Genomic DNA, 16,481 nt, shown 5'->3' with positions numbered 1-16,481 from the left:
CCCCGTCCCGAAAGGAGCGTGCGCCGTGTCGGTCGTCCGTGAACGGACCGCCCCGCGCCCCCTCGCCCGGCCGCCCCGGCGCACGCCGGGCCCGGCCCGCCGCACCACCATGGCGGGCGTCTGGCCCTACCTGCTGGTGGCGCCCGCCGTGCTCGGCATGCTGTACCTGCTGGTCTATCCGCTGGCCCGGGCGGTCCTGATCTCCTTCCAGGACTTCGGGCTGCGCCAGCTCATCCTCGGTGACGCCCGCTTCACCGGGTTCGACAACTACCGCACGCTGCTCGGCGCACCGCAGTTCTGGACAGTGGTGCGCCGGACGTTCCTGTTCATGGGGATCAACGTCGCGCTCATCATGGTGCTCGCCACCCTGGTGGCGCTCATGGTGGAGCGGCTCGGCCGGTTCGGGCGCACCGCCGTGCTCAGCGCGCTGGTGCTGACCTGGGCGATGCCGGTGGTCGCGGCGACGACGGTGTTCCAGTGGCTGTTCCACTCCGAGTTCGGGGTGGTCAATCACGCGCTGACCGGGCTGGGGTTCAGCCGGTTCGAGGGCTATCCGTGGCTGGCGCACGGGCCCGCGGCGTTCGCCATCCTGGTGGCGCTCGTCGTGTGGCAGTCGGTGCCGTTCGCGGCGATCACCCTGTATTCGGCGCTCACCACCGTGCCGGCCGAACTGTACGAGGCGGCCCGCATCGACGGCGCCTCGGGCCTGCGGATCTTCCGGTCGGTCACGCTGCCGATCGTCCGGCCGATCTTCATGCTGGTGCTCTCCCTCGAAGTGATCTGGACGTTCAAGGCGTTCGTCCAGATCTGGGTGATGACCCGCGGCGGCCCGGGCGACGCGACGACGATCCTGCCGGTGTACGCGGTGCAGACCGCCCTCGCCGGGCAGCGCTACGACCTGGGGGCGGCCGCGTCGATGATCACGGTGCTGCTGATGTCCGGGGTGCTCGTCGCCTACTTCCGGCAGATGTTCCGTCAGGAGGGCGAGCTGTGAGCACGCCCCGGGCGCTGCGCCGCCTCCCCCTCACCATCGCCGCGACGGTGACCGTCGTCGTGTGCCTGTTCCCCGTGTACTGGATGGTCGCGACGGCCTTCAAACCGTCCCGGGACATCCAGTCGGAGAACCCCCAGCTGCTGCCGCGGAGCTGGACCCTCGACCACTTCCGGCGGGCGATCGACGCGGACGGGTTCGGGCTGTTCTGGCGCAACAGCGTGCTGGTGACGCTGGGCGCCGTGGCGCTGGCCCTGGTCGTGGCGCTGGGCGCGTCGTTCGCCGTGGCGCGGATGCGCTGGCGCGGGCGGCGGCAGTTCATGCTCATGGTGTTCGTCGCGCAGATGGCGCCGTGGGAGTCCCTGATCATCCCCGTGTACATCATCTCGCGGGACACCGGCATGCTGGACCGGCTGCCGACCCTGACCCTCGTCTACTTCATGATGACGCTGCCGTTCACGATCGTGGTGCTGCGCGGCTTCATCGCGACGATCCCCGCCGAGCTGGAGGAGTCGGCCCAGGTCGACGGGTGCACGCGGGCCGGCGCGTTCCGGCACATCGCGTTCCCGCTGCTCGCGCCCGGTCTGATGGCGACCTCGCTGTTCGGCTACATCACGGCGTGGAACGAGTTCGCCTACGCCAACTTCCTGATCATCAAGGAGCAGAACCACCGGACCCTGCCGGTGTGGCTCTCCTCGTTCCACAACACGTTCGGCACCGACTGGGGCGCCACGATGGCCGCCTCCACCCTGTTCGCGCTGCCCGCCCTGGCGATCTTCCTGCTGCTCCAGCGGCATGTGACGTCGGGATTCGCGGCCGGCGCCGTCAAGGGCTGACGCCCTCGCCTCGGAGGTATCCCGTGCCCGCACCCCTGCCCGCACTCGTCCCCCTCCCCACCCACCTCTCCCACCGCCCCGGCCACTTCACCCTGTCGGCGTCGACGGCCGTCCGGGTCTCCCCCGGCGCGGCGGCGGCCGCCGACCTGCTCCGCACCCTCCTGGCGCCCGCCACCGGCCTGCCGCTGCCGTCCTCCCCCGAGGGCGCGTTCGTCCTCGCGCTCGACCCCGACCTCGGCGGGCTCGGCGCCGAGGGGTACGGCCTGACGGTCGGCCCGGACGCGGTCCTGCTGCGCGCCGCGCACCTCACGGGGCTGCTGCGCGGCATCCAGACGGTGCGTCAGCTGCTGCCCGTCGAAGCCCTCTCCGGCACCGCGCGGCCGGGTGTCGACTGGCGGCTGCCCTGCGTCGAGATCACGGACGTGCCCCGGCAGTCCTGGCGCGGCTTCATGCTCGACGTGGCCCGGCACTTCCAGCCGGTGTCCGTCCTGCGCCGGACCGTCGACCTGCTCGCCCTGCACAAGCTCAACGTGCTGCACCTGCACCTCACCGACGACCAGGGCTGGCGGATGCCGGTCGCGGCGTACCCGCTGCTGACCGAGGTCGGCGGCCGGCGCGCCGGCCCCGCCCCGCACGAAGGGGCCTACACCCGCGAGGAGCTGCGGGACCTCGTCGCGTACGCCACCGCCCGCGGTGTCACGGTCGTCCCGGAGATCGAGATGCCGGGCCACGCGCGTGCGGCGCTCGCCGCGTACCCGGAGCTGGGGAACGTGCCGGGGCGGCAGCTGGACGTGTGGCCGCGCTGGGGCGTGTGCGACACCGTGTTCGGCGTCCACGAGCCGGTCCTGGACTTCTTCCGCACCGTCCTCGACGAGGTCGTCGACCTCTTCCCGGCGCAGCACGTCCACATCGGCGGCGACGAGTGCCCCACCACCGAATGGGCCGCGAGCCCGGTGGCGCGGGCGCGGGCGGCGGCCGAGGGGCTGGCGCACACCGACGCGCTGCGGGACTGGTTCCTCGGCCGGATCGGCGCCCATCTCCTGGAGCGCGGGCGCACCCCGGTGGTGTGGGCCGAGACCGGTGAGGGGCTGCCGACCGAGTTCGCGGTGATGACCTGGCGCGACCCCGAGCACACCCGGATCGCGCTGAAGCGCGGGCATCCCGTGATCAGCTGCCAGCACCGCGCCTCCTACCTCGACTACGCGCAGACCGACGCGCCCGACGAACCGCACGCGGAACCGGGTCTCGTGGTCGATCTGCGCACGGTGCACGGGCACGAGCCGCCGACCGACCCGGACGCCTCCGGCGCTCTCCTCGGTGTGCAGGCCCAGTTGTGGACCGAGTACGCCCCGACGGTCGGCCATCTCGACCGCCGGATCTTCCCCCGTCTGTCCGCGCTCGCCGACCGTGCCTGGCACGGCTCCCCGTCCTGGCCGGACTTCCGTCTCCGCCTCGGCGCGCACGGCGCCCGGCTCGCCGCACTCGGTGTGCGGCACGGGCCGCTCGACCCGAACGTCCCCATCCCCCACGGTTCCGGAAGGGAACAGTCATGACACGAACCTCCAGGACGGCCGGCTCCACGCGCGGCCCCCGGGCGAGAACCGCTCTCGCCTGCGCCGTCACCGCCGCGCTGGGCTGTGCGGGCCTGCTCGCCGTGCCGCAGGGCGCGGCCGCGGCCGACGGCGCCCTGAGCGTGCAGTACCACACCGGCTCCACCGGCAGCGACCAGGCGGAGCCCTGGCTGAAGGTGCGCAACACCGGCACGTCCGCCGTCGCGCTGAGCACCGTCAAGGTCCGCTACTACTTCAAGGCCGACGCGGCCGGGGCGGCTTACCGCTTCGCCTGCTCCTGGGCGGTCCGGGGCTGTTCCCACGTCACCGGGACGTTCGGCACCCTCGCCCATCCGACCGCGACCGCCGACCGCTACCTGGAGATCGGCTTCACCCCCGACGCGGGGACGCTCGCGGCCGGGACCGACACGGGCGATCTCCAACTGCGCTTCTACCGCTCCGACTGGCAGTCGCTGAACCAGGCCGACGACTACTCCTTCGGCGCCGCCCAGACCTCGTACGCGAACTGGTCGAAGGTGACGGCCCAGCTCGGCGGCGCGACGGTCTGGGGCACGGCTCCCGCGGGCAACGACCCGACGGACCCGACCGATCCCACGGACCCGACCGACCCCACGGATCCTCCGGGCAGTGGCGCGACCCTGTTCGACGACTTCACCTACACCGCGTACAACGACCCCCGGATCGCGTCGCACGGCTGGTCCGTGCGTTCCAACTCCGGCGGTCCCGGCGTGCCGGGGGCGACCTGGGCGCCGGACAAGGTGACGTTCCCCGTCGTGTCGGGCAACACGGTGATGAACCTGGAGACCTCGACGTCGGGCACCGGCGAGAGCACGAAGCAGACCGAGGTGCTCACCAAGGCGACGAAGTTCAAGAACGGCACCTACGCGGCGCGGGTGAAGTTCGCGGACGCGCCGAAGAGCGGGCCCGACGGGGACCACCTCGTCCAGACGTTCTTCACGATCAACGACCTCAAGGCGCCGATGGCCGACGACTACGCCGAGTACGACTTCGAGTACCTGCCCAACGGCGGCTGGGGCGAGCCGTCGAACATCCTCTACACGACGTCCTGGGAGACGTACAACCCCGATCCGTGGCAGGCGGTGAACCAGCACACGGAGGGGCGGCAGAGCTACAACGGCTGGCACGACCTGGTGCTCACCATCGACAACAGCTCGATCCGCTACTACGTCGACGGCCAGCTGTTCGGCACGCACGACGCCGCGTACCTCCCCGAGCGGCCGATGTCGATCAACTTCAACCAGTGGCTGATCGACCTGGCCGGCAACACGAGCACCAGTGCGCGCGCCTACGACCAGCAGGTCGACTACGTGCTGCACGTCAAGGACCAGGTGCTCACCCCGGCGCAGGTGGCGGCGAAGGTGTCCGCCTACCGCACGGCGGGCACGGCGTTCGAGGACACGGTCCCCTCGTCGTGAGGTGACCCGGGGCGGGGAGTCCGTGCGCCCCACACGCCCGGACTCCCCGGTGGTGCTTCCCCACTCCGGCGGCCCGCCCGGGAGCCGGCTGCGGCCGCCGGGGCCAGAGTCTGCCGCGCGGCGGTCGGGATCTCATCCCGGACCCCCGCCTTTCGGTAACCTTACGTGTTGAACCAGTGGCCGGAAGTGACGGAGGCGGGGCGTCACCACCCTTGCGGCGCACCGGAGTTGCGGTTGCGAACGGGGTGTGCTGGCGTGATCACCCCGCCTCAACTACGGCCGGAAGTCCGCTCATCGGCCTGCCCGGGCAAGCGCTTGCCGCAGCGGGCGCAGTAGTTCGCGCGCGTGTCGTCGGTGGCGTGGCCGCAGTCCGCGCAGACGCGCGGCAGCAGACAGGGCGCCTCGCCGCCCTCCGCCGCGACCGGCGCCGCGGCCCGCCGGATCGTCATGCCGGGCCTCCTGCGGTGCGCGCTGAGGTAGACGAGCCCGTCCGCGCCCGCGCTGACCGCCCGCTCCTCGCCGCGCGGCACGAACAGCACCGTGCCCGGCGCCAGCTCCTCCTCCGCGCCCGCGCGCCACAGCGTGCCGCGGCCCTCGGCGATGTAGAGCAGCACGTCGAGGTCCGGCTCGACGTGCGGTGTGCCGCGGGTGCCGGGCCGCAGCCTCAGGACGTTGGCGTCCAGTTGCCGGGCGGCGCCGTCCAGGCGCCAGAGCGCTCCGGTGGCGCCGTCGCGCGCGGCGGCGAGGACGTCGGCGAGGGTGACGCGGGCAGCGGGCATGGGGACGTTCTCCTCCGTGGTGTTCGGGCCGTCCGCAGCCTACGGAGTTCGCTGGTGCGCAGCACCCGGGGGGCGCGGTCGGCGGGCGTCGAGGAAGTCGATCACCGGAGGGGTCGCCGCGTCGGCGCACTCCTCGAAGTAGGCGTGCCGCCCGCCGGGGATCAGGAGCAGGCGCGCCCCGGGGATCCGCCCGGCGAGCAGCGGGGCGTTGGCCGTGGGGTTGAAGGCGTCGTCGGTGCCGTGCACGACGAGGGTGGGCGCGGTGATGCGGGGCAGCGCGTCCCAGGCGTCGTGCCGGGCGCTGGCGCGCAGGTGGCGGCGGCGGGCGTGCGGGGGCATCGCGGGATCGCCGAGGGTGTGGAACGGGCCGGGGTGGGTGGCGGTGTGGGCGGGGGTGTACATCAGGTCGAGGAGCGCCGCGCGGGCCGCGTCGGGGTCGGGGTCGGCGAGGGCCCTGCGGACGGCGGGCCCGCGCTCGACGCCGTGCGGCGCGCCGGGTGACGTGCAGCCGAGGACGAGGCGGTCGACGCGGGCGGGGTGCTCGGCGGCCAGCCACTGGGCGACGCGGCCGCCCATCGACGTCCCGTACACGTGGGCCCGGCCGATGCCCGCGGCGTCGAGGACGGCGACGGCGTCCCGGGCGAGATTCCGGGTGCTGTAGGTGTCGGTGTCCGGGGCGTCGCTCGCCCCGGTGCCGCGCCAGTCCATGACGACGGTGGTGAAGCGTGCGGCGAAGCGGTCGCGCACCGAATCCCACCAGCGGTGATGGTTCGACTGGCCGCTCAGGAGCAGCAGCGGGGCGCCGCTGCCGCGGACGTCGTAGTGGAGCGCGGCGCCATCGGCCGCCGGTGCGAGGGGCATGGTCTCGGATTGTCCCTCATCGCAACTCCCTCTGCGCAAACGGTGGACTCAACAACATCACTCTGCAATTCTCCAACAACTGAACGCAAGAAGTCGATGGTGTTCCTTCGCCTCGCTCGCTTCACCGCGCCGACGGGCGCGGGGACAGGGGAGTCATGATCGGACAGTTCGTGCCGAGATCCGGCAGACGGGGCGCGGGGGGTGGATGGCGCGGCCTGGCGGTGACGGTGCTCGCCCTCACCCTGGCGCTCCTCGGTCTGCCGGCCGTATCGGCGCAGGCCGCTGGCGGGCCCAACCTCGCCGCGGGTGCCACCGCCAGGGCCAGCAGCGCCAACGCGGACTACGGCGCGGCCAACGTCTCGGACGGCAACGCGTCGACGTACTGGGAGAGTTCGGGCTCCACCTTCCCCCAGTGGGTGCAGGTGGACCTGGGCGCGTCGGCCCGCGTCGACGAGGTGGTGCTGCGCCTGCCGGCCGCCTGGGAGACCCGGACCCAGACGCTCTCGGTGCAGGGCAGCGCGGACGGGCAGACCTTCGACACACTGAAGGCGTCGGCGCAGTACACCTTCGCCCAGGGCTCGTCGAACACCGTGACGGTGTCCTTCGGCGCGACACAGACCCGCTATGTGCGCGTCGCGATCACGGCCAACTCCGGCTGGCAGGCGGGGCAGTTGTCGGAGCTGGAGGTGCACGGCAGCAGCGACTCCTCGGCGAACCTGGCCCGCGGCCGCACGTTCACGGCCAGCTCGACCACCCAGACGTACCTGGCGGCGAACGCCGGTGACGGCAACGCCGCCACCTACTGGGAGAGCCAGAACAACGCGCTGCCGCAGTGGGTCCAGGTCGACCTGGGCGCGTCGGTGCAGGTGAACCGCGTGGTGCTGCGGCTGCCGTCGACGTGGGAGACCCGGTCGCAGACGCTGACCCTCCAGGGCAGCACGAACGGCAGCGACTTCACGGACCTGGTCGCGTCGAAGGCGTACGAGTTCAACGCGGCGAACGGGCAGGCGCAGACGCTGTCGTTCAACACGGTGACGACGCGCTACGTCCGGGCGAAGATCACCGGGAACTCGGTGCAACAGGCCGGTCAGCTCTCCGAGTTGGAGGTGTACGGGCCCACGGCAGGGGACACCCAGGCGCCGACCGCGCCCACCACGCTGGCCTACACCGAGCCCGCGACCGGGCAGATCAGGCTGACGTGGAAGGCCGCCACGGACAACGTGAAGGTCACCGGCTACGACATCTACGCCAACAACCAGCTGCGCGCCTCGGTCGACGGCGACACGCTCACGTACACGGACACGCAGCCCGCGTCGTCGACCCTCACCTACTACGTGCGGGCCAAGGACGCGGCGGGCAACCAGTCGGCGAACAGCAACTCCGTGACCCGGAACGGTGCTTCGGGCGACACCCAGGCACCGACCGCACCGTCGAACCTGGCCTTCACCGAGTCGACGCCGGGCCAGGTCAAGCTGGCCTGGGGCGCCTCAACCGACAACGTGAAGGTGACGGGCTACGACCTCTACGCGAACGGATCGCCGCTGAAGTCGCTGGCCGGTGACGTCACGACCTACACCGACACCCAGCCGTCGTCCGCGACGGTCACCTACACGGTGCGGGCGAAGGACGCGGCGGGCAACGTGTCGGCCGCCAGCAACTCCGTGACCCGCAACGGCTCGACGTCCAACGACGCGAACCTCGCCGTGGGCAAGCCGGTGTCGGCCTCCTCCTCGACGTTCACCTACGTCGCCGAGAACGCGGTCGACGACGACACCAGCACCTACTGGGAGGGCGCGGCCGGGGCGTACCCGGGCACGCTGACGGTCAAGCTCGGCTCCAACGCGGACCTGTCGTCCGTCGTGGTGAAGCTCAACCCGGACGCGGCCTGGTCGGCGCGCACGCAGAAGATCGAGGTGCTGGGCCGCGAGCAGAACGCGTCGGGCTTCACGACGCTGGTGGCGGCGAAGGACTACTCCTTCTCCCCGGCGAGCGGCAACAAGGTGAGCATTCCGGTGAGCGGCCGGGTCGCGGACGTCCGTCTGTCGATCACCGCCAACTCCGGCTCCTCGGGCGGCCAGGTGGCGGAGTTCCAGGTGCTCGGCGCTCCGGCGCCCAACCCGGACCTCGTCGTCACGGGCATCACGTCGAAGCCGGACGCGCCGGTGGAGTCCGACAAGATCACGCTGTCGGCGACGGTCCGCAACACGGGCACCCAGTCGGCGAACGCCACCGACCTCGACTTCCTGATCGGCTCGCAGAAGGTCGGCAGCGGCTCCGTCGGGGCGCTCGCGGCGGGTGCGTCGGCGACCGTCACCGCGGACATCGGGGCGCGCGACGCCGGCTCGTACACGGTCGGCGCGGTCGTCGACCCGAGCGGTCTGGTGATCGAGCAGAACGAGGGCAACAACAGCTACACCAGTCCGACGCCGCTGGTCGTCAAGCCGGTGCAGAGCGCCGACCTGATCGCCTCCCCGGTGGCGTGGTCCCCGAGCGCGCCGGCCGAGAACGACACGGTCAGCTTCTCGGTCGCCATCAAGAACCAGGGCAACAAGGCGAGTTCGGCGACCGCCCACGGCATCACGCTGACCGTCACCGACTCGGACGGCACGGTCGTCAAGACGCTCACGGGCTCGGCGAGCGGCGCGATCGCGGCCGGGAGCACCACCGACCCGGTCAAGCTGGGCACCTGGACGGCGGGCAAGGGCAAGTTCACCGTGAAGACGGTGATCGCCGACGACTCCGAGGAGCTGGCGGTCAAGCGCGCCAACAACACCTCTTCGCAGCCGCTGTTCGTGGGCCGCGGCGCGAGCATGCCGTACGACATGTACGAGGCGGAGGACGGGACCGCGGGCGGTGGCGCGAAGGCCGTCGGCCCCAACCGCACCGTCGGTGACCTGGCGGGCGAGGCGTCCGGCCGCAAGGCCGTCACGCTCGGCTCCACCGGTTCGTACGTCGAGTGGACGACGAAGGCACCGACGAACACCCTCGTCACCCGCTTCTCGATGCCGGACTCGGCCGGTGGCGGCGGGACCAGCTCCACGCTGAACGTCTACGTCGACGGCACGTTCCTTAAGGCCATCGACCTGACGTCGAAGTACGCGTGGCTGTACGGCAACGAGACCGGGCCCGGCAACACGCCGAGCGCGGGCGGGCCGCGGCACATCTACGACGAGGCGAACCTGCTGCTCGGCACCACCGTGCCCAAGGGCAGCAAGATCCGGCTCCAGAAGGACACCGCGAACAGCTCGACGTACACGATCGACTACGTCAACCTGGAGCAGGCCACCCAGCTGGCCAACCCGGACCCGGCCACGTACACCGTCCCGACCGGCTTCTCCCAGCAGGCCGTGCAGGACGCGCTGGACAAGGTGCGGATGGACACCACGGGCAAGCTGGTCGGCGTGTACCTGCCGGCCGGTGACTACGAGACCTCGAACAAGTTCCAGGTCTACGGCAAGGCCGTGAAGGTGGTCGGCGCCGGTCCGTGGTTCACCCGGTTCCACACGCCGTCCTCGCAGGAGAACACCGACGCGGGATTCCGCGCGGAGGCCAGCGCCAACGGATCGTCGTTCGCGCACTTCTCGTTCTTCGGGAACTACACCTCGCGCATCGACGGCCCCGGCAAGGTGTTCGACTTCTCCAACGTCGCGGACATCACGATCGACGACATCTGGAACGAGCACACGGTGTGCCTGTACTGGGGCGCCAACACCGACCGGGTCACCATCAAGAATTCCCGGATCCGGGACACGTTCGCCGACGGCGTCAACATGACGAACGGCTCGACGGACAACCACGTCGTGAACAACGAGGCGCGCTCGACCGGTGACGACAGCTTCGCGCTGTTCTCGGCGATCGACGCGGGCGGCGCGGACGAGAAGAACAACGTGTACGAGAACCTGACCTCGCTGCTCACCTGGCGGGCCGCCGGTATCGCGGTCTACGGCGGGTACGACAACACGTTCCGCAACATGCTCATCGCGGACACCCTCGTCTACTCCGGCATCACGATCAGCTCGCTGGACTTCGGCTACCCGATGAACGGCTTCGGCACGGGTCCGACGAGCATCGAGAACACCTCGGTCATCCGCTCCGGCGGCCACTTCTGGGGCGGTCAGACCTTCCCCGGGATCTGGATGTTCTCGGCGTCCAAGGTGTTCCAGGGCATCCGCGTCAACGACGTGGACATCCTGGACCCGACCTACAGCGGCATCATGTTCCAGACCAACTACGTGGGAGGCCAGCCGCAGTTCCCGATCAAGGACACGATCCTGACCGACGTCACCATCTCGGGCGCGCACAAGAGCGGCGACGCCTACGACGCCAAGTCCGGGTTCGGACTGTGGGCGAACGAGATGCCGGAGTCCGGGCAGGGCCCGGCCGTCGGTGAAGTGACCTTCCACAACCTGAAGTTGAGCGACAACGCGGTGGACGTCCGCAACACGACCTCCACCTTCAAGATCAACCAGCTGCCGTAGGACGGCACGGCACGGCGAGGGTGTCAACCGAAGGTTGACACCCTCGCACTGTCAACCTACGGTTGCCTCATGACGAATCCTCCGGATGACGCGACCCCCGCGGGCATGACCTCGTCCGTCCGCCTCGACGACCTCATCGACGCCATCAAGAAGGTCCACACCGACGCCCTGGACCAGCTCCAGGACGCGGTGCTGGCGGCGGACCACCTCGGCGACATCGCCGACCACCTCATCGGGCACTTCGTGGACCAGGCCCGCCGCTCCGGCGCCTCCTGGACCGACATCGGCAAGAGCATGGGCGTCACGCGCCAGGCGGCGCAGAAGCGCTTCGTGCCGAAGGGCTCGGAGAACGACCTCGACCCCAGCCAGGGCTTCAACCGCTACACCCCGCGCGCCCGGAACATCGTGGTGGGCGCGCAGCAGGAGGCGCACGCCGCGAAGAACACCTCGATCGGCACCGCGCACCTGATCCTCGGGCTGCTGCACGAGCCGGACGGCCTGGGGGCCCGGGCGATCGTCGCCCAGGGCGTGCTCCTCGACTCCGTGCGGCAGGCGGCGGCGGAGCTGCTCCCGGCGGCGGCCGAGGAGTCGCCGGCGCTGATCCCCTTCGACGCCGAGGCGAAGAAGGCCCTGGAGCTGACGTTCCGCGAGGCCCTGCGCCTGGGCCACAACTACATCGGCACCGAACACATCCTGCTGGCACTGCTGGAGCAGGAGAACGGCGCGGGAACGCTCTCGCGGCTCGGCGTCACCAAGGAGGCGTCCGAGGCGGACATCACCGCGGCGCTCGCCCGGCTGACGCAGGAAGGCTGAACCCGGCGCGGAAACCGGGGCGGCCCGGCCGGGCCGCGGGTCCACAAGTGGGAAACTGCTGGTATGACTGACCGCTCAGGAACCCCCGCCCGGCCGGACGACCTCGTCGACATCGACGCCCTCATCGACGCGTACCACTCGCGGGAGCCCGACGTCACGCGCCCCGAGCAGCGTGTCGTCTTCGGCACGAGTGGCCACCGCGGCTCCAGCCTCGACGGCGCCTTCAACGCGAAGCACATCGCGGCGATCACCCAGGCCATCGTGGAGCACCGCACGGCCGAGGGCATCACCGGCCCGCTGTTCATCGGCCCCGACACCCACGCCCTGTCCGGCCCCGCCCTCACCACCGCGCTCGGCGTGCTCGCGGCGCACGGCGTCCGCGTCCTGGCCGACGCGCACGGCGACTTCGTGCCGACCCCGGCGCTCAGCCACGCCATCCTGCGCTGGAACCGCACCGCGGGCGACGGCCCGGACCGCGCCGACGGCATCGTCATCACGCCGAGCCACAACCCGCCGCGCGACGGCGGCTTCAAGTACAACCCGCCGCACGGCGGTCCCGCCGACTCCACGACGACCTCCTGGATCGCGCAGCGCGCCAACGAGCTGCTGGAGGACGCCGGCTGGGTGCCCGCGGACGGCGGCACGACCGCCTGGGAGCCGTACGACTTCCGCGAGACCTACGTCGAGGATCTGCACCACATCATCGACGTGGACGCCATCCGGTCCGCGGGCGTCCGGGTCGGCGCCGACCCGCTGGGCGGGGCGAGCGTCCACTACTGGTCGCGCATCGCCGAGCGGTACGGCCTCGACCTGACCGTGGTGAACCCCGAGACCGATCCCACCTGGCGGTTCATGACGCTGGACTGGGACGGCAAGATCCGGATGGACCCGTCGTCGGCGCCCGCGATGGCCTCCGTCCTCGCCCGCCGCCACGACTTCGACCTGCTGACCGGCAACGACGCCGACGCGGACCGGCACGGCATCGTCACGCCCGACGCGGGCCTGATGAACCCCAACCACTACCTCGCCGTCGCCATCCACTACCTGTTCAGCCACCGGCCGCACTGGTCGGCGTCCGCCGCGATCGGCAAGACGCTCGTGTCGAGCGCCGTCATCGACCGGATCGCCGACTCGCTCGGCCGCCGGCTCGTCGAGGTGCCCGTCGGGTTCAAGTGGTTCGTGCCCGGGCTCGTCGACGGATCGGTGGCCTTCGGCGGCGAGGAGAGCGCCGGGGCGAGCTTCGTGCGCAAGGACGGCAGCGTCTGGACGACCGACAAGGACGGCATCCTGCTGGCGCTGCTCGCCGCCGAGATCCTCGCGGTGACGGGGAGGACGCCGTCCGCCTATTACGCCGAACTCGCCGCCGAGCACGGGGCGTCGGGCGCCGCCTACGCGCGGATCGACGCCAAGGCGACCAAGGAGCAGAAGGCCCGGCTGGCGAAGCTCACCGGCGACGCGATCACGGCGGACACCCTCGCGGGCGAGCCGATCACGGCCCGGCTCACCAGCGCGCCGGGCAACGGCGCGGCGATCGGCGGGGTGAAGGTGACCACCGAGAACGCCTGGTTCGCGGCGCGGCCCAGCGGCACCGAGGACGTGTACAAGATCTACGCCGAGTCCTTCCGCGGGCCGGAGCACCTCGCCCGGGTGCAGAGCGAGGCGCAGGCCATCGTGGACGCGGCGCTCGGCTAGCCGCGCCGCTCAGCCGGCGGTCTCCGGGAGGCCGGGGACGTCCGCGACGCTGTCCACGACGTGGGTGTGCGGGTGGGACGCGAGCTGCTCACGGGTCAACTGGCCCGTGAGCACCCCCACCACCGTCCCGGCGCCCGCGTGCGTCCCCGCCTCCAGGTCGACGGCCGTGTCGCCGGCGACGAGCACCGCACGGACGTCGAGGACGCCGCACTTCTCCATCGCGCGGTGGATCATGTACGGCGCGGGCCGGCCGCGGCGCACCTCGTCCGCGGTGACGACGGCGTCGAGATTGCCGCCCTCTCCGACGGACCAGCCCAGCGAGGCGAGCAGCGGCAGTGCCACATCGGCGCTGAAGCCGGTGGTCAGCGCGATCCGCACGCCGCGGGCGCGCAGCTGGGCGAGTGCCTTGTCGGCGTGCGCGATCGGCTCCGGCGGGACCTCCTCGTACCGCTCCTTGAGGAAGGCGCGGAAGACCTCGTACTGGCGCTCCACCAGCTCCGCGTCGGGTGTGCCGCCGCCGAGGCGGACGAGTGCGGCGATGGCCTCGCGCTTGTCGGTGCCCATCCAGGTCTGGAGGTCGGCGGGGGCGACGGTGGCGCCGGTGGCCTCGACGGCGTGCCGCAGCGCCTCGTAGACGGCGCCGTGCTCCTCGATCGTCGTGCCTGCCATGTCGAAGACGGCGAGTTCGATCACTGGGTGTCCTTAATCGAGCGGGTGGTGGGGCGGTGCGTCGGCGGAGCCCTCGCGGGCCGCGACGGTGCGGCCCCCGACGGTGTTCTCGATGGTGAAGGTGGCCATGGCCGGCAGATAGCGGTCGTCCGCGTACTCGACGGGCGTGCCGTCGCCGGTGAACGCCAGCCGGCGCACGCGCAGCAGGGGTCCGCCGACGGCGATGTCCAGCAGGTCGGCGTCCTGCGGGCCCGCGGCGATGGCGTCGATGGTGTGGCGGGCGTGGTGCAGATCGACCCCGCGGTCGGTCAGGGCCTCGTAGACGGAGCCCGCGTCGGGGTCGACCGCGAACAGGTGGACGCCCGCGTCCAGGACGAACGCCGAGCGCTCCACCATGGCCGGGACGCCGTCCAGGGTGCGCAGCCGGACGAGGTCGACGACCGGATCGCCCTCGTCGAGCCCCAGGCGGGCCGCCGCCTCGGGCCCCGCCCGGCGGCGGGCGACCTCGACGGTGAACTGGCCCGGGGCGCGCCCGATGGAGCGGGCCCACTGGGTGAAGGACATGAGCGACGCGAACGGCTGGGACGGGGTGACCCTGCGGGCCACCGGCGGCCTGCCCCGGCCGCCCACGAGGTGGCCCTCCACGCGGAGCTGGGCGAGCGCCTGGCGCACCGGCCCGCGTGAGGTGCCGAACTCCTCGCACAGCTGGGCCTCGCTGGGCACGGGCTGCCCCTCGGGCCACTCCCCCGCCTCGATCCGGCGCCGGAACTCCGCGCCGAGCCGCTGGTGCAGCGGCCCGCTCTCCGCACTTGTCTTCACAAGTCGAGTCTTGCAGTTCCGGCTCGAACAGGACAAGGCCCGACTTGTTCTCCAGCTGGTAAACAATCGGGAAACTTGTATAGACAGCTCTTGCTGTGGGCGTGCGGGGCTCCGCAGGCTGGGCGGCATGAGCATCGCAACAGCACACTCCCCCGTCTCCGGTCTGCCGCGGGGCCGCAGCGACGTCGTCGTGGTCGGCGCCGGCATCGTCGGTCTCGCCCACGCCGTCGAGGCGGTGCGGCGCGGCCTGAGCGTCACGGTCGTCGAGCGGGACCGGCGGCCGGTGGGGGCGTCCGTGCGGAACTTCGGGCACTGCTGCGTCACCGCGCAGGAGGGTGAACTCCTCGCCCTCGCCGAGCGGTCGCGGACCGGCTGGCTGGACGCCGCGGGGCGGGCGGGGCTCTGGGCCCCGGAGGCGGGCGCCCTGGTGGTGGCCCGTTCGGCGACGGAAATGGCGGTCCTGGAGGAGCTGCGGGAGCGGCGCGGCGCGGACGCCGTGCGGCTGCGGACCCGGGACGAGGCGGGCGCCGCGCTGGGCCGTCCCGCGGACGCCCGCGGCGATCTGGTGGGCGGCGCGCTGCTCCCGGCCGACCTGCGGGTCAACCCCCGGGAGGCGGCGCCCCGGCTCGCGGCCTGGCTGGCGGAGCAGCCCGGGGCGACGGTGGTGTGGGGCACGAACGTCACCGGCGTCGAGGAGGGCACCGTGCACACCCCGCGCGGGCCCGTCCACGGCGAGCGGGTGCTGCTCTGCGTCGGCCACGACCTGGACCGGCTGCGCCCGGCCGAGGCGGAGGACCACGGGATCGAGCGGTGCCGGCTGTCGATGGCGCGGATCGCGGCACCGGAGGCGTTCGTCACGGACGCGGCGGTGCTCACGGCGACCTCGATGCTGCGCTACGACGCGTTCACGGCGACGCCGTCCGCCGCCGCGCTGCGGGCCGAGGTGGGCGCGCACAGTCCCGAGTTGCTGGACGCGGTCGCCAACGTGATGTTCACCCGGCTGCCCGACGGTACGGTCCTGGTCGGCGACTCGCACGCGTACGACGCGACGGAGATCCCCTTCCAGGACGAGGCGGTCTCGGCGCTGCTGCTGCGCGAGGCGGCGCGGGTGCTCGGCGTGCGCGAGGTGCGGGTCACCGAGCGCTGGCAGGGCGTGTACGCGAGCAGCCCCCGCGGGCCGCTGCTGGTGCGGGACATCGCGGCGGGCGTGCGGGCGATCTCGGTGACGTCGGGCGTCGGCATGACCCTGTCCTTCGGCCTGGCGGCCGCGTCGTTCGACGGGGACCTCAAGGCCACGGACTGAGGCCGAGGGGGCGCGCGGGGCTCCGGGGAGGACGGCCGCCGAGGAGCCCCGGGGGCGCGCGCCGCCACGGGTGAGGGTTGATCAGATCTTTGCCGTTGGCCGGATCCATTCGGTCGCCCAAGGCAACCATGAGGACCCCCTCCGCGCGACCGGGATGTGCAGTGGGGAACGATCGCTTTACCTTCTTGACGCACGGCCGAAACCGACGGGGTGACCCCGTTCGCCGCGTTACG

12 protein-coding genes are annotated in these 16,481 nt (G+C 72.0%); 8 read left to right on the top strand and 4 right to left on the bottom strand.

Translation table 11 applies throughout. The features are described 5' to 3' along the window. Positions 1-25 precede the first annotated feature (25 nt). The 4 genes from ACIP5K_RS19840 to ACIP5K_RS19825 are packed head-to-tail and all read left to right on the top strand — an operon-like array spanning position 26 to position 4,834. The gene (locus tag ACIP5K_RS19840) at positions 26-994 is read left to right on the top strand and encodes a carbohydrate ABC transporter permease (RefSeq protein WP_401411167.1); all 969 of its coding nucleotides are present in this window, start codon (positions 26-28) and stop codon (positions 992-994) included. Then, positions 991-1,827, top strand: a complete 837-nt coding sequence (locus tag ACIP5K_RS19835) for a carbohydrate ABC transporter permease (protein WP_401411165.1) — start codon at positions 991-993, stop codon at positions 1,825-1,827. The genes ACIP5K_RS19840 and ACIP5K_RS19835 overlap by 4 nt, the downstream gene beginning before the upstream one ends. Positions 1,828-1,850: 23 nt before the next feature. Continuing rightward, positions 1,851-3,380, top strand: coding sequence for a beta-N-acetylhexosaminidase (locus tag ACIP5K_RS19830; RefSeq protein ID WP_401411162.1), 1,530 nt, complete (start codon positions 1,851-1,853; stop codon positions 3,378-3,380). Continuing rightward, positions 3,377-4,834, top strand: a complete 1,458-nt coding sequence (locus tag ACIP5K_RS19825; RefSeq protein ID WP_401411160.1) for a cellulose binding domain-containing protein — start codon at positions 3,377-3,379, stop codon at positions 4,832-4,834. The genes ACIP5K_RS19830 and ACIP5K_RS19825 overlap by 4 nt, the downstream gene beginning before the upstream one ends. A 269-nt stretch (positions 4,835-5,103) precedes the next feature. Here ACIP5K_RS19825 and ACIP5K_RS19820 read toward each other — a convergent pair whose 3' ends face one another. Both ACIP5K_RS19820 and ACIP5K_RS19815 read right to left on the bottom strand, forming a co-directional pair. Then, the gene (locus ACIP5K_RS19820; RefSeq protein WP_401411159.1) at positions 5,104-5,613 is read right to left on the bottom strand and encodes a cupin domain-containing protein; all 510 of its coding nucleotides are present in this window, start codon (positions 5,611-5,613) and stop codon (positions 5,104-5,106) included. Between the two features lie 39 nt (positions 5,614-5,652). After that, the gene (locus ACIP5K_RS19815; protein WP_401411157.1) at positions 5,653-6,474 is read right to left on the bottom strand and encodes an alpha/beta fold hydrolase; all 822 of its coding nucleotides are present in this window, start codon (positions 6,472-6,474) and stop codon (positions 5,653-5,655) included. Between the two features lie 155 nt (positions 6,475-6,629). Here ACIP5K_RS19815 and ACIP5K_RS19810 point away from each other — a divergent pair, with 155 nt between their 5' ends. From ACIP5K_RS19810 to pgm, 3 genes are all read left to right on the top strand, one after another. After that, a complete protein-coding gene (locus tag ACIP5K_RS19810) occupies positions 6,630-10,952 on the top strand; it encodes a discoidin domain-containing protein (RefSeq protein ID WP_401411155.1) in 4,323 nt (1,440 codons plus the stop codon). A 69-nt stretch (positions 10,953-11,021) separates the two neighbouring features. Next, positions 11,022-11,765 carry a Clp protease N-terminal domain-containing protein gene (locus tag ACIP5K_RS19805; RefSeq protein ID WP_401411153.1) on the top strand — a complete coding sequence of 248 codons (744 nt, stop codon included), beginning with the start codon at positions 11,022-11,024 and terminating at the stop codon, positions 11,763-11,765. A gap of 63 nt (positions 11,766-11,828) precedes the next feature. Next, entirely contained in the window at positions 11,829-13,457 is a 1,629-nt protein-coding gene (pgm, locus tag ACIP5K_RS19800) for a phosphoglucomutase (alpha-D-glucose-1,6-bisphosphate-dependent) (RefSeq protein ID WP_401411151.1), read from the top strand. A gap of 9 nt (positions 13,458-13,466) precedes the next feature. Here pgm and ACIP5K_RS19795 read toward each other — a convergent pair whose 3' ends face one another. After that, positions 13,467-14,150, bottom strand: a complete 684-nt coding sequence (locus tag ACIP5K_RS19795) for a phosphonatase-like hydrolase (RefSeq protein WP_401411149.1) — start codon at positions 14,148-14,150, stop codon at positions 13,467-13,469. A 9-nt stretch (positions 14,151-14,159) separates the two neighbouring features. Further along, the gene (locus ACIP5K_RS19790) at positions 14,160-14,945 is read right to left on the bottom strand and encodes a GntR family transcriptional regulator (protein ID WP_401411147.1); all 786 of its coding nucleotides are present in this window, start codon (positions 14,943-14,945) and stop codon (positions 14,160-14,162) included. Between the two features lie 127 nt (positions 14,946-15,072). Here ACIP5K_RS19790 and ACIP5K_RS19785 point away from each other — a divergent pair, with 127 nt between their 5' ends. Continuing rightward, positions 15,073-16,248 carry a TIGR03364 family FAD-dependent oxidoreductase gene (locus tag ACIP5K_RS19785; RefSeq protein ID WP_401411145.1) on the top strand — a complete coding sequence of 392 codons (1,176 nt, stop codon included), beginning with the start codon at positions 15,073-15,075 and terminating at the stop codon, positions 16,246-16,248. Positions 16,249-16,481 lie beyond the last annotated feature (233 nt).

This window comes from Streptomyces sp. NPDC088785 (genome assembly GCF_044750685.1).
GTDB lineage: Bacteria > Actinomycetota > Actinomycetes > Streptomycetales > Streptomycetaceae > Streptomyces.
The sequence above is the reverse complement of the archived record's forward strand: the minus strand, read 5'-3'. Positions and strand labels throughout refer to the sequence as shown.